Raw genomic sequence first — 13,189 nt, forward strand, 5'->3', positions numbered from 1 at the left:
ATAATTACATTTATGGAAAAACACGCTTATTTAGACTATATCATAATTTACTAAAATAGAAATATCTTTTTCTGTTTTAATAAAAATCCCTATTCTTTCATATATTTCGATACAAAAAACTTTCTCAACATTTAATTCGAATTTTCAGTTTTTAATTCCGTGAAAATCTATTATAATAAAGTTAATAAATGTTTGACCTCTCCTAATTCATGTACATATGGATGATCAGTAGTTATCACTACTGATCTATTTTTTTGATTTCAGAAAGTACATACGCTGCATCCTTTCCTACACCACAAATAAGTGCGGAACCCCTTTGAGATTGCCATGGTAAACCGATATAATACAATCCTTTTACTGGACTGATTCCCTTTATATGATTAGGAAATCCATTCTCATTCACTGCCTGTTCAATTTCAATCCAATTATAATTTTGAATAAAACCAGTTGACCATATAATGCTTTCTGCACTATAAGTATCACCATTCTGAAACATGATGTTATTTTCTGATGCACTTACTACTTTTTCCTGTAGTTGTATTGCTCCATTACGAATGAGTTCCTTACCTTCAAATCCAAAAATAGGATCTTTTCTCTTCTGAAACCATTTCCCCCTCTTGGTACTAACTTCAGCATACAATACACCCAATTTTTCTAACCAATTAAAAATACTTTTTCTAGAAAAATGTAACGGTAAAAACGTTAAAGGATGACTGATAGACATCATAACTTCATGAGTTTTTGCAAGTTCTACTGCTATTTGCATCCCTGAATTCCCACCACCTACTACTAGTACTTTTCCCTTAGGAATTTGTGATGGTGATTTATATTGTGATGAATGTATTTGAAAAACATGTGATGATAGATTTGCTGAAACTGAGGGAATAAACGGTTGCTGAAAACCACCTGTTGCGATAATAACTTTTTTCGTTTGTAAAATTTCTGTAGGAGTATATAATTCAAATATTTCTTTTTCTTTCTTTATTTTTAGAACTTCCGTTTGTAATTGTACCGGTAATTGAAAATGTCTTGCATATTTTTCTAAATAAGTTGCAATTTCATCTTTATATGGAAATTCATTTTTTTCACCTATTAACGCCATACCCGGCAAGCTACTGTAAGACCTTGGGGTAAAAAGCTGCAAAGAATCATATCGATTTCTCCATGAATCACCAACTCGTTTTCCTGCCTCAAGTAATAAAAAATTATACCCTTCTTGCTTCAAGTAATATCCCATTGTTAATCCAGCTTGACCCGCCCCAATAATAATTAGATCTTTCATTCTAATCCCTCCTCTTCTTAAACGTATGAATACTTGTTCATATATTCATACGTTTCCATAATCATAACATTTTCTTTTTATATGATTCAATATCTACTCAAAATAAAAAAGAGCAGTTCACTGCTCTATGAACTACTCTTCATTCCATTTCTACAATTTTTCCTCGTACAGTGTAATTCTATTTGAAAACGGATCAATTACAGTTAATTCAATTGTACCCCAAGGTGTTTTTTCTATATTCGGCTTCGAATAAGCATATTCTTTACTTAATAATACAGAATGATAATCCTTTACATCATCTATTTTGATCCGAATCGCACCACCTGGTGAGGCATCACCATGATGTTCTGATAAATGTATCACAGCATCCTGTAACGAAATTTGCAAATATAATGGCATATTTTCCTCATACCGATGTTCCCAATCCAGTTTAAATCCTAAAAAACCTAAGTAAAATAGTTTTGCTTTTTCAATATCAAAAATTCTAAATATAGGTGTTATCATTTATACTCTCCTCCTATTTATAAACATCTGCTGCCAATTCTCTCAAAACATCCACGTTTACTACTTCATAGCATCCATCGTTCTTCTTTATTATCTCTTTATCACAAAAAATATTTAATGTTCGCAACAAATGCCGATAGCTCGTTCCTAACAATTCCGCTATTTCCGTTAAATTCCCACTAAATACAATTCTATTTTCATGCTGAACTGCTCGTTCCCCTGCTGCTAACATGTAACTCGCAAGTCTATTTTCAAGCGGATACAATAAATTAATTGTACTATTTTTTGAAAGTCGATTTAACTTATGTGCTAACGATCCACAAATACATCTTAAAAATTTCGCATCATGAAATAGCTGATTTCTCACTTTTCCTAATGGTAAACCAACACAATATGAATCTGCCATTACTTGTACATTTGAAGTAATCCTTTGGGAATGAATTAACTCCACATCTCCAAGTAACTGCAAACTATCATAAAAACACAGTAATACGGATTTCCCGTTACTTAATGTGTTAAACGCTTTCGCTTTTCCTTCAACAAAGAAATATAAATAATCTATCTCTTCATTTTCTCTACAAATAAACTCATTCTTTTTAAAAAATATAAGTTCCATATATGGCTTCATATCATGACTAAAAAATGAATCAATATTATTTTTCTTCATATACTCTGCTAATTTAATAGAATTACATACTTTCTTCATAGTTCCCCACCTTTACAACTCATCCCCATTGTAATCAAAATTTTCTTCTTCCACTATGACATATGTCATAGTAATACACAATTTCAGCATGATACAGTCATTACAAATATGAAATACAAAGGGGATATTGCATTGTATAACTTTCTTTCTGTCTTTATTGGTGTGCTCATCGCCGTTATGCTTCCATTGAATGGGATTTTATCTGAGTTAATTGGCAAGTATACAGCAAGCGTGGTCATTCACCTTGTCGGTTTAATTGCAGTTATTTTCGTTTTAATCTTAAACAAACATAAAATTCATTTCGATAAAGGTATTCCGCTTTTTTTATATAGCGCTGGAGCGATTGGAGTATTCACTGTTCTTTTTAATAATATAAGTTTCTCCGTCCTTGGTGCCTCTATTACGATCGCATTAAGTTTACTCGGCCAATCCATTGCTTCCATCATTATCGATCATTTCGGCTTATTAGGAATGAAAGTTGCAAAGTTTGAAAAGAAAAAACTAGTTGGATTAGTATTTATCTCTTCTGGGATTATTATCATGACAATATATTAATGGGGGCAAAAATATGTTATATATTACTATCGCTATTTTAGCTGGTGTTTCTATCGTCGTTGCTAGAATTATTAACGCGAATTTAGCAAAGGAAATTGGAAACTGGGAAGGCACGTTTTTCAATTATATTACTGGATTATTTTTCTCTATGTTATTTTTAATTTTCAGTTCAGATTCATTGTATATCCCTATTCATAAATTGCAATCTATTCCTATCGCCGTATACTTAGGCGGATTAGTAGGCGTTATCGTTATTTCATTATCCAACTATATTACTCCTAAAATATCAGCCTTTTATTTAACATTACTCATCTTTATCGGACAATTATTTGCGGGGACTATTATTGATTTCTTCCTAACAAATGAACTCTCAATTGGTAAAGTTATCGGTGGCATTTTCGTATTAATTGGGCTCACTTACAATTTACTCATAGATCGCCCGATAAAAACTGTGAAGCATAACCAAGTTCAACTATAATACTTTACGCTTACCTATCATATATTAATAGAAAAGCTCTTCACATGAAGTAATAGAGAGGAGAAAATCCTATTAAAAAAATTATTTTATTGCTAGGTAGTGTATTGATTATTTGTGGAATTGTATGGTTTATAAACTCGGGAAAATCTATTCAAGATCTCTATACTGCAAATAAACCGAAAAAGAAAGCTACTATTATTTCAAGCTCGCGAGATCCAAATGAGCCTCCTGTTTTTTTAGGTAAACAGGAAATAAAAGATATACATGTCGAATCAATTAAAACAAAACAGGATATCTTTCTCACAAAAACAGATGAATTAAAAACATTTATTAACAGTATGAATACCGCAAAAAAAGGCAAATTAACATTGGATGAAGAAGGATCAGATTTAATAGATTGTGATATGTGGATTACTTTCGAGGATGGAACTTATAAAAAATATTTCATATGGATAGTTGATCATCACAGCAGCGAAGTGATGATTGCTCAGCAAGATACTCCTGATGATGTAAACCTTACGTACTATCAGTTAAACGAAGATAGTTCAAAAAAAGTTTATAATTTATTTAAAAAAATTATTTAAACGAAAAAGTCATGAGCACGCGAACTCATGACTTTTTGCACTATATATACTCAGGGAACACTCTACAACCCTTTTCCTGCTCTATATCATGACCAAAGAAAACAATTGGTTTCTCTTTCGCCACAACTCCTTTTAAACGTTTAATTGAAGATAAAGCTAATTCTGGATCAAATCCCGCGAACGGCACTTCATCTTCAAAATTCTCTTTCGTGTACGATGCATCAATCGTTAATAATACAGGACCGGATTTCTCCGTCTCAATGAATAGCGACTGATGGCCTGGAGAATGACCTGGCGTATACAATAATTGAACACCTGGTACCACTTCATAATCCCCTTCAATAATTTTATAGTTCAAATGCGGTAATATACATTCTTTCATATATTCTTCTCTATGAAGTGCTGCCTCATATTCCGTTCGTTGCACAATAATCGGTGTATTTGTAAAAGCACCGTTTCCTCCTGCATGATCGAAATGTAAGTGAGAACTAATAATATATAAAAGGTCGTCCGGCTCATACCCTACACGCTTTAATATATTCACGATTCTATCTTCTTCAGTCATTTTCGGTAAAATCTGTCCTTCAACAAATGTACCGTTAAAAAGCCCTTCATTATTAACTGCACTTTCTGGCATACCTGTATCTACTAAAATAGGACCTTCTTCTGTCTCCAAAAGATAACACCATACCGGCAAGTTTAATAATTTTCCCGGTGTTAACGTACTGTTAAGAGACGAATGATCCAACATACAACGACCTGCTGGGATGAAATAAAGTTTCTTTACTGTCATTATGTATCCACCTTTACATTTAGTTTGGGATAAAGTAATACAGTAAAAAATTCTTCTTTTTAGAAATAAACTCCTTCTAGACTATCAGTACAGCTTACATAAAAATGAAACATTAACACCGATTAACGCTGAAAACTTAATGAAAGTACATGCACTACTTGAAACCGGGCACACCATTGGGAAAATCGTATTAGAGAAATTTTAATCATGATAGTGACAGATAGTATGTAAAATTATATTAACGATTTTTCGAATATATCTATCATAACGTACAATATATCAACGATTTTTCAAATATATCTATCATAACGTACAATATATCAACGATTTTTCAAATATATCTATCATAACGTACAATATATCAACGATTTTTCAAATATATCTATCATAAATCAAATTATATCGATTTATCGACAAATAACAACAATAAGAAAAGGCTGTTCCAGATGAACAGCCTTTTCTTTATTTACTTGAAATCTCTTTATTATTTTGAACGTCTAACGGAGCTCGCTTTCCTATTCCGAAAGCATAGAAACTAATTGTAACGATAGCTAAGAAAATAATACCTACAACTAATGAAATACGAGTATCATCGTTAAACCACATTCCGATTAATACCATAATTAAAAAGGCAATTGTTAAATAGTTTGTAACAGGAGCAAATGGCATTTTGAACGGATGATCTTTCATCTCTGCTCCCTTTTCTTTTCTAAAATTAATTTGACTAATTAAAATGACAAACCATGGTACCATTCCAGGAAGTACACTCGCACTATATACATATACGAATAAGTTTTTCGGTGCGATGTAACTTAAAACAACACCAACCGCCAGACCGATAATTACGCCAACTGTACCAAATAAAGGTACACCATTTCCAGAAAGTTTCGTGAAATATTTCGGTGCTTGTCCATTTACACCTAACGTATAAAGCATACGACCAGCACTATAAATACCACTATTACAACCAGACATTGCTGCTGTAATTACAACGAAGTTAATAAGTCCAGCAGCTGCCGTAATACCAACTTTCGCAAAAGTTGCTACGAACGGACTACCAATTGTACTTAATTGATCCCACGGATACACCGTTACAATAACGAAAATAGCACCAATATAGAAAATTAAGATACGCCAAATTGTACTTTGAATCGCTCTTGTAAGTGTCTTCTTTGGATCCTTCGCTTCACCAGCAGTAATACCGATTAATTCCACACCTTGGTATGCACCAACTACAAGTGATAAAGCAAAGAAGAATCCTGAGAAACCACCTGTAAAGAAACCGCCATTTGACCAAAGATTAGATATGCCAATCGCTTCTCCGCCGTTACCAATTCCAAAGAAAATAAGGCCAAATCCTGCAATAATCATTAATAGAATCGTAACGATTTTAATCATCGCAAACCAAAATTCAAATTCACCAAATGACTTAACAGAAATTAAATTAGCTGCACCAAGAATAACCATTGCAATTATACCTGGTATCCAAGCTGGTAAATCTGGGAACCAATATTGCATATACGCTCCAACCGCGATAATTTCTGACATCCCAACGATAACCCACTGGAACCAGTTACTCCACGCTGTCATATAACCAGCTAGTGGATGAATATACTTATGACCGAATGTCGCAAATGAGCCTGTACTTGGCTCCATATACAACATTTCTCCCATGGCACGCATGATGAAGAAGATGAAAATACCTGCAATTGCATAAGCAAGCATTACTGACGGACCTGTCCATTTAATTGTGCTGGCTGACCCCATAAACAAACCAACACCAATCGTTCCGCCTAAAGCAATCATTTGAATATGACGTGCTTCTAAACCTCTTTTCAATTCTTTGTTTGCCACTTCACTTCCCCCTCTTAGATGATTCATAGCCGCATTTTAACACAAGATGCTTTCCCCTAATTCCTTTCGGCCCTGAAAATGATGAAGCAAACGTCATTTTACACTAGCTTTAAAGCTATCCTAAAATCGTTTTGTGCTCCTAATAAAATTCTCAAAACCTTTCATCTTCCAATATTCTATAAATCTTAAAATTACTTACCTTATATTAATTCATTAATCTGAAAAATTCAATTATTTTTTCAATAAATTATTATACATAAGTCTGATTAATTTTTAACTAAATTAACAATAAAATACATCTATTCAATATGATTCCAGCATGTATATTATTACAATATAAATAACAGAGGAGAGCATTTCTTTCTCGGTTTCATATGTCAAATACTTCAACCTTTATAGTTGATAACGTAATTTCCCACACATTCGATTTATATACCAATGAGAAATTTAATATATTAATAAACTACTAACTTCTTTACCCCAGCCAAAATATAAAAGAGTCTCATTAAAAAATGAGACTCTTTTACAATTTCATATTTAAATCGATTTCGAAGTTTGCTTACCAAAGATAAATACCCTAGTAAACACTACCATTATAACTACAATAACCAGAAAATAAAGTGGCATCACTAGTAACGAGCCTGTATGCAGCTGACTCATCCCCAAAATTGTCATCGTTACAATTACATAGTATCCTAAGCTAAACAATGCTCCGGCTGTACCAATAACATCTTGAAAATCTACTAACGCTAAACTTAAACAGTTAGGTAACGCTACTCCAATCCCTAATAACAATATAAACATTGCTATTAAAAATACAACCATATATATTACATTCGGATTTGATCCAATAAACGTAATAACAGATAAAAGGATAGCTCCCCCTGTCATCACGAGACAACCGATATATATAATTTTCTCTGGTTTATAAGTAGCAAGTAAACGTTTTGAAATTTTCGCTCCAACAATAGAAGCAGATGCAACAACAATTCCTAGAAATCCATACATACTAGGCGATAATTGAAAGTATTCAATAAAGATAAACGGCGCTTCTGCATAATAGCTAAATAAAACACCATTTGCTCCTCCAATTAATAGCCCATATGTTACCACTTTCGGATTTGTAATTAGCCTCTTCAAGACTGAAAACACATTTATTTTATTCGTTACTGATCCCGTCTTTGTTTCGGGAAGAAAAACAAACGTATACAGAAAAATTCCGACACTCATAACTACTAAACTTAAAAATACTATTTTAAAACCAAACATTTGATCAAGAAAGCCCCCAATTAACGGTCCTATCGCTGGTGTAAAAGCAATGACTGCCGAGATTTGAGCGAACATAACATGCCGCTTATGCCCTTCTACACTTTCACGAAGAATCGTTTGTGTAACCACGGATCCTGCACTTGCTCCAAACGCTTGAATAAAACGACTTACCAATAAAACTTCAATGGAATTTGCAATATAGCATAAGAAACTCCCAGCGCCATATATGACAATTCCAAGTAACATCGCTCGGCGACGACCAATTATATCTGATAACCACCCAATAAAAAATACACCTAACGCAAATCCAGCAAAATACACACTAAGTGTTAACTGCACCTCATTATTACTTACATGTAACGCCTTTGAAATGTCCGGTAAAGACGGTGTGTAAATCGTTTCACTAATTTGCGGAAATGCGACAAGAATAATCATTAACAAAAGTGATGGTACTGAGACTTTTTTCATTTTTCATACCCTCCTATAACTTTGAAAATCTCAGAAATAAAAAGACTTTCCTTAGCTACGGAACAGGAGGGGCCATTATAGAAATCCGGTCATAAAACAACAAAGAAAACACCTCAATTACGTATGTTAATACTTATAGGAGGGTAATATTAACATTGATTTTTAAATATACTTTTTCAATTATATTACATATTGCGTTTCTTTTACTAGCGCTCGGCCTTGGAGGATTGTTAAAAAGATAACTTGATGCAGCCACCTTTTTATGGAATAATTAGAAATAGTTTGAATTCGTAAGTTTAATTATTAAACGATAGACTAGCATATTTTAATGTCACAAGCTTACAAACAGGAGGACTTTCGTAATGATTGAAATTTTAAGGACAGTAGTAAACTGTCTAATTTCTCTATTCTCAGGAGAATTACCAATTGTATATTATGTATGGATTATTAGCCTATTCCTAATTCAAATAACCCAATCTACTCTAAACTATAAACTCTTTAACAAGAAAGACAATTTGAGCACTTATATATTGGAAGGATTACTTGCTTTTATTATTTTATTGTTTGGAGGAATATTAGTATCTAAGTTACTTGCTTACATAATAGACGACCCTACTATTAGTATGACGAATTTAACACATTATTTTGTTTCTCTTATCATATTAACTATATTTGTCATAATAACCTGTGTTAAAGACCTTATAGAGACATCTATAAAGAATAAAAATATATCTCTTTTTAGCTTTTTAGTAATTTCCTTCATAACAAGTATACTTTCATTCAAGTTTTTATCACCTTTAATTGAAGGTTCTTTTTCTCTTTCTAAATCTTTTATAACTACTTTAATCATTCTAGTAACCGTATCCATTCCTCTATTAATTTCTTTAGAGGAAAAATATGCAGGTGAAGAGGAAACGGAAAATTTATAGCTTCTCATTTATATAAAAGAAAGAGGGAGCTCCCCTCTTTCTTTTATATCGTTCTATTTCACAAGACTAAATCATTCCTTTTAATATTAATCCTAAAACTGACATTATTATCGCACTAATAATAATTCGTAAAATCCAAGTTGTGTTTGTACTTATTTTTTCTAATTGCTTATTGATTGTTGCTATATCTTTCTCATTAATAGTGGTACGCGTTTCTAAATTACGAATGTCTCTCATAATTTCTTTTTGCTCCGCCTTGAGACTATCAATTTTAGCGTAAACATCTTCCATTTATTCACACCCTCTGTTCATCTTAATAGAAAAACCTATATATATTATGAGACAACCCTCTTACCTGTGAATACATTCCGTATATCCGCATACCAAATTTTTGTACAATCTAATTGAATTACTCACATGTTTCCATTCTTCTATTTATAAATTAGCGCTGAGATACATTAAAATTAGAAAAGGAATCCCTTGTTTATTTAACAACAAACAAGGTGCAATCCACTATTCGGGAGCACCTACGATAATTTCTATTGTTTTCATATTTACAACTCCATATAATCAGTATGATTTTCTGAAGAAGCCACTTTTTGAACTGCTTAAAGTATACTAATATGAATACGAAATAGCTGTATTGATAAACTCTCTAGAACAATAAATATACTGGCTGAAACGGATCTATATCCAATATTTTTTCCAGTAACATGAATGGTTATTTCTGATAAATACGTTTGTATATCATTGTTTTCAAAAATTCCATCCTCAACCTTTACAATATCTGCTTCACAATCTACTTCTTTAAAAGTTTTCAATAATTTTGTTTCCAATAAACTACAATCAAAGCTCTCATCTTTTATTACGGCAAATTTAACCTTCATATCGATTTCCCCATTTTTAACAAACTAAAATCACTAAATCAATATAAATATATATTATTCTATTAAATAATTCAAAATATATGTTTCTTATAAACCATTACTAAATCCCAGTTCTAAGGCTTTATATAAAAAAGAAAACAAATAAAGTGAAACTTTAATCAGCCCTCACCAATCGGACTTTTACAAGATTAAAAAATTACTCTTTCAATTGCTAAACTAATTAATATATAATCCCTCTGTGCTCAGTAGTTCGAAATTTTTTTATTTTTAATTCATAGATTCTGAGAACTTTTTGCTTTAATATTAACAAGTCACTTCTTAAATTCTGTAATATTGGAAATAACTATATAGTGAAACAAATTAACTATTAGGAGTGCTATTGATGTTTGATATACTTCGTCTCTTAATTATTTTTTTCATTGCTATCTTTTTATTTTTCTCCATAATAATGGAGTTTAAAAAACCTCAAAAAAGTGTATTTTGGTTTTCAATTGAAGTCTTATCTCTTCTAGGGATTATAATGCTTTTTAAAGATTTTTTATCAAAAATATAACTTAATCCACGAATAATAACGTGTTTCAAATACAATACCTTTATCTTTTGAACGACCTTATCTCTTCTTAAAGATTCTTGTTTTTATCCTATTTCTTAACAAGATCTCTACCTTAAGTTGTCTTTTCTTTATAAAAAATAGCCCGCCTATTTCTGTAGGCGGACTATATCTTTATTACACCATACAAAAGTATAATTTCTTCTCCACTCAAACTTTATGTAATGATACAAATTCTAAATAAATTATTATCTTTTCTACATTCTTATTATTGATTTTTTGTTCATAAATTCGTAACACATATATATGAGTTATCATGCTAAAATTAGTTTATTCAATAGAAGTTATTCTTAATGAATCGATAATTTTTAATACCCTGTTTAAAGCCTCGCCCCCCTGCGAGGCTTTTTCCTATTTAACTAGAGTAATGGTTATCAACTGTTACTCCGCTGCTACGGATTCTACTTTTAGCTATTCAGCATCAGCACAAGTAAAATTCTTTCCCCCATCATTTGATTTACAAACTGTATTTATCGATTTTTCGGTTATTTTTTCACTTTCATTAGAAACTTGATCTAAATCCATTCGATATACTTGTTCCGGATTCTCTTTTGAATTCCCTTCAATCTGAATTGTCCGATCGAACATCTCAGCCGTGAAGCTACTAGATGTATTTATCATTTTCACTCCATTATTTTCACCTACATAGCGTTCAACTACTCTTTCGGCTTCTTTAAGTTGTTGAGATGTAGGATACGGTATAGATTCCGCTAAAATAACTACACCTACTAAATATGTAATATACAAACCACCTGCAATCAAGATAACTTTCTTTACTGTTTTATTAATCATGCTCTAACTCCCTTTTCTTATTTCGCTATTAAAATATATAATTTTCCTAATTTACATCAATTTCTTTTTAATACATAACATTCGTTTTACATTTTATAAAAAGCACCTCTCTTACTAATTTTCAATTTGATAATATCATTTTATTTATCGTTTTTCAATAAACAATTATTATTAAACGTTTTATTTTTACTGTTTTTATTTTTGATTCAATTTAAAAACAAGTGACTTATTTAAGTCCACTACATCATCAGCAAGTTTGAAAATTTGTTAATTACTAAAATAAAAAAGAGCAATTATATGTAAATCCCCCTCGTTATACCTATGTAGGTCAGTAGTTTAGCTTCAGCACTCACTCTATTCGAGAATACTTTACCAAATATTCAATCTAATGATAAAATTGACCAAATTAATATTTTCGCCCATCACTGTATCAAAAAGTACAATAAAGTGAGACTTTAATCAGTGGGGGTTCTGTTCCCCCCCACTGATTATTAGCCCTCACCTAATGTCTTTGCTTCCGCTGAATTTTGAGGTGAGGGTCTTACTGCCTGGCAAATAGCGGGATAAAGAAAAAATAGCACTCTCACGATTAAGTAAACGCGAGCTTTTTCTTCTATCTACTTACTATTTAAGGTTAATAGTTTAGTAACAAGATTTAAAAATTCGACTTAAATTCATTGATGAATGGAGAGGTTTATATGAAATTAAAAGACAAAGTGGCAATCATAACTGGTGGTGCAAGTGGAATTGGCGAATCTACTGTTCGTCTTTTTATCGAAGAAGGTGCAAAAGTAGTTATTGCTGACTTTTCTGAACGTGGAAAAGAACTATCAGATGAATTGAATGCACATGGATATAATACGTTATTTATTAAAACTGATGTAACAAAAGAGGCAGATATTAAACAGCTAATTCATGAGACAGTAAGTACATACGGTAAATTAGATATTATGTATGCCAATGCCGGCGTTGCTGATGATGCACCGGCAAACGAATTATCCTATGAAAAATGGAAAAGAACTATTGATATTAATTTGTCTGGGGTATTCCTTTCTGATAAATATTCGATTGAACAATTTCTTAAACAAGGTACAGGTGGTGTCATCGTTAACGCTGGTTCGATTCATAGTTTTGTTTCATTACCTACCCCAACAGCATACTCCTCTGCAAAAGGTGGTGTGAAACTATTAACTCAAAATTTATGTACTGCCTACGCTAAATATGGAATACGTATTAATGCGGTGTGCCCTGGTTATATTGACACCCCTTTACTGGGTAGTGTTAATCCTCAACAGAAAGAATATTTAGCTTCACTTCATCCGCAAGGCAGACTTGGAACACCAGAAGAAGTCGCTAAAGCTGTCTTATTTTTAGCAAGTGATGATGCTAGTTTTGTTAACGGTACAACACTTCTTGTTGATGGAGGCTATACTGCACGTTAATTTAAAAATTTTGAAGCACCCTAAAAAATGTATAGT

The 13,189-nt window shown here is 32.0% G+C and carries 14 protein-coding genes; 5 read left to right on the forward strand and 9 right to left on the reverse strand.

All coding sequences use genetic code 11. From position 1 onward, the window contains the following. Window positions 1-238 precede the first annotated feature (238 nt). From ACTFRU_RS05400 to yeiL, 3 genes are all read right to left on the reverse strand, one after another. On the reverse strand, window positions 239-1,282 hold the full coding sequence (locus ACTFRU_RS05400; protein WP_440037529.1) for a flavin-containing monooxygenase: 1,044 nt from the start codon (window positions 1,280-1,282) through the stop codon (window positions 239-241). A gap of 150 nt (window positions 1,283-1,432) precedes the next feature. Continuing rightward, entirely contained in the window at window positions 1,433-1,786 is a 354-nt protein-coding gene (locus tag ACTFRU_RS05405) for a glyoxalase superfamily protein (protein WP_000632403.1), read from the reverse strand. A gap of 13 nt (window positions 1,787-1,799) precedes the next feature. Further along, window positions 1,800-2,492 carry a transcriptional regulator YeiL gene (yeiL, locus tag ACTFRU_RS05410; RefSeq protein ID WP_000754830.1) on the reverse strand — a complete coding sequence of 231 codons (693 nt, stop codon included), beginning with the start codon at window positions 2,490-2,492 and terminating at the stop codon, window positions 1,800-1,802. Window positions 2,493-2,600: 108 nt separating this feature from the next. Here yeiL and ACTFRU_RS05415 point away from each other — a divergent pair, with 108 nt between their 5' ends. From ACTFRU_RS05415 to ACTFRU_RS05425, 3 genes are all read left to right on the forward strand, one after another. Beyond that, entirely contained in the window at window positions 2,601-3,047 is a 447-nt protein-coding gene (locus ACTFRU_RS05415; RefSeq protein WP_002024519.1) for a DMT family transporter, read from the forward strand. 13 nt (window positions 3,048-3,060) lie between these two features. Beyond that, the gene (locus ACTFRU_RS05420; protein WP_000965811.1) at window positions 3,061-3,525 is read left to right on the forward strand and encodes a DMT family transporter; all 465 of its coding nucleotides are present in this window, start codon (window positions 3,061-3,063) and stop codon (window positions 3,523-3,525) included. A gap of 89 nt (window positions 3,526-3,614) precedes the next feature. Then, complete coding sequence (locus tag ACTFRU_RS05425; protein WP_000901692.1) at window positions 3,615-4,109, forward strand: hypothetical protein; 495 nt, start codon at window positions 3,615-3,617, stop codon at window positions 4,107-4,109. Window positions 4,110-4,149: 40 nt separating this feature from the next. Here the strand turns inward: ACTFRU_RS05425 and aiiA are convergent, their stop codons facing one another. The 3 genes from aiiA to ACTFRU_RS05440 form a co-directional block, all read right to left on the reverse strand. Further along, entirely contained in the window at window positions 4,150-4,902 is a 753-nt protein-coding gene (gene aiiA, locus ACTFRU_RS05430; protein ID WP_000216572.1) for a quorum-quenching N-acyl homoserine lactonase AiiA, read from the reverse strand. Window positions 4,903-5,364: 462 nt separating this feature from the next. Further along, window positions 5,365-6,756 (reverse strand): amino acid permease, encoded by a 1,392-nt coding sequence (locus ACTFRU_RS05435; protein WP_001284404.1) that lies wholly within the window; start codon window positions 6,754-6,756, stop codon window positions 5,365-5,367. A gap of 537 nt (window positions 6,757-7,293) precedes the next feature. After that, window positions 7,294-8,493: a multidrug effflux MFS transporter gene (locus ACTFRU_RS05440; protein WP_440037530.1), complete on the reverse strand. Its 1,200-nt coding sequence runs from the start codon at window positions 8,491-8,493 to the stop codon at window positions 7,294-7,296. Window positions 8,494-8,855: 362 nt separating this feature from the next. Here ACTFRU_RS05440 and ACTFRU_RS05445 point away from each other — a divergent pair, with 362 nt between their 5' ends. Continuing rightward, the gene (locus ACTFRU_RS05445) at window positions 8,856-9,422 is read left to right on the forward strand and encodes a DUF5823 family protein (RefSeq protein WP_440037531.1); all 567 of its coding nucleotides are present in this window, start codon (window positions 8,856-8,858) and stop codon (window positions 9,420-9,422) included. A gap of 66 nt (window positions 9,423-9,488) precedes the next feature. On the opposite strand, the gene ACTFRU_RS05450 is transcribed toward ACTFRU_RS05445, so the two are convergent. From ACTFRU_RS05450 to ACTFRU_RS05460, 3 genes are all read right to left on the reverse strand, one after another. After that, a complete protein-coding gene (locus ACTFRU_RS05450; protein ID WP_000390462.1) occupies window positions 9,489-9,713 on the reverse strand; it encodes a hemolysin XhlA family protein in 225 nt (74 codons plus the stop codon). A gap of 317 nt (window positions 9,714-10,030) precedes the next feature. Continuing rightward, window positions 10,031-10,309, reverse strand: a complete 279-nt coding sequence (locus tag ACTFRU_RS05455; RefSeq protein ID WP_000865019.1) for a hypothetical protein — start codon at window positions 10,307-10,309, stop codon at window positions 10,031-10,033. A gap of 1,021 nt (window positions 10,310-11,330) precedes the next feature. Next, complete coding sequence (locus tag ACTFRU_RS05460; protein ID WP_006925339.1) at window positions 11,331-11,711, reverse strand: hypothetical protein; 381 nt, start codon at window positions 11,709-11,711, stop codon at window positions 11,331-11,333. Between the two features lie 698 nt (window positions 11,712-12,409). On the opposite strand from ACTFRU_RS05460, the gene ACTFRU_RS05465 reads away from it, so the two are divergent. Continuing rightward, entirely contained in the window at window positions 12,410-13,153 is a 744-nt protein-coding gene (locus tag ACTFRU_RS05465; RefSeq protein ID WP_000768018.1) for an SDR family NAD(P)-dependent oxidoreductase, read from the forward strand. Window positions 13,154-13,189: the final 36 nt, after the last annotated feature.

It is taken from the genome of Bacillus cereus group sp. MYBK220-1 (assembly GCF_051916445.1).
Lineage (GTDB): Bacteria > Bacillota > Bacilli > Bacillales > Bacillaceae_G > Bacillus_A > Bacillus_A cereus.

What these genes read in the sequence shown, in the direction of transcription:
- ACTFRU_RS05460 (WP_006925339.1), bottom strand. Translation starts at nt 11,711, where the DNA reads ATGATTAATAAAACAGTAAAGAAAGTTATCTTGATTGCAGGTGGTTTG.
- ACTFRU_RS05455 (WP_000865019.1), bottom strand. Translation starts at nt 10,309, where the DNA reads ATGAAGGTTAAATTTGCCGTAATAAAAGATGAGAGCTTTGATTGTAGT.
- ACTFRU_RS05440 (WP_440037530.1), bottom strand. Translation starts at nt 8,493, where the DNA reads ATGAAAAAAGTCTCAGTACCATCACTTTTGTTAATGATTATTCTTGTC.
- aiiA (WP_000216572.1), bottom strand. Translation starts at nt 4,902, where the DNA reads ATGACAGTAAAGAAACTTTATTTCATCCCAGCAGGTCGTTGTATGTTG.
- ACTFRU_RS05445 (WP_440037531.1), top strand. Translation starts at nt 8,856, where the DNA reads ATGATTGAAATTTTAAGGACAGTAGTAAACTGTCTAATTTCTCTATTC.
- ACTFRU_RS05405 (WP_000632403.1), bottom strand. Translation starts at nt 1,786, where the DNA reads ATGATAACACCTATATTTAGAATTTTTGATATTGAAAAAGCAAAACTA.
- ACTFRU_RS05465 (WP_000768018.1), top strand. Translation starts at nt 12,410, where the DNA reads ATGAAATTAAAAGACAAAGTGGCAATCATAACTGGTGGTGCAAGTGGA.
- ACTFRU_RS05420 (WP_000965811.1), top strand. Translation starts at nt 3,061, where the DNA reads ATGTTATATATTACTATCGCTATTTTAGCTGGTGTTTCTATCGTCGTT.
- ACTFRU_RS05400 (WP_440037529.1), bottom strand. Translation starts at nt 1,282, where the DNA reads ATGAAAGATCTAATTATTATTGGGGCGGGTCAAGCTGGATTAACAATG.
- ACTFRU_RS05415 (WP_002024519.1), top strand. Translation starts at nt 2,601, where the DNA reads ATGAAATACAAAGGGGATATTGCATTGTATAACTTTCTTTCTGTCTTT.
- yeiL (WP_000754830.1), bottom strand. Translation starts at nt 2,492, where the DNA reads ATGAAGAAAGTATGTAATTCTATTAAATTAGCAGAGTATATGAAGAAA.
- ACTFRU_RS05450 (WP_000390462.1), bottom strand. Translation starts at nt 9,713, where the DNA reads ATGGAAGATGTTTACGCTAAAATTGATAGTCTCAAGGCGGAGCAAAAA.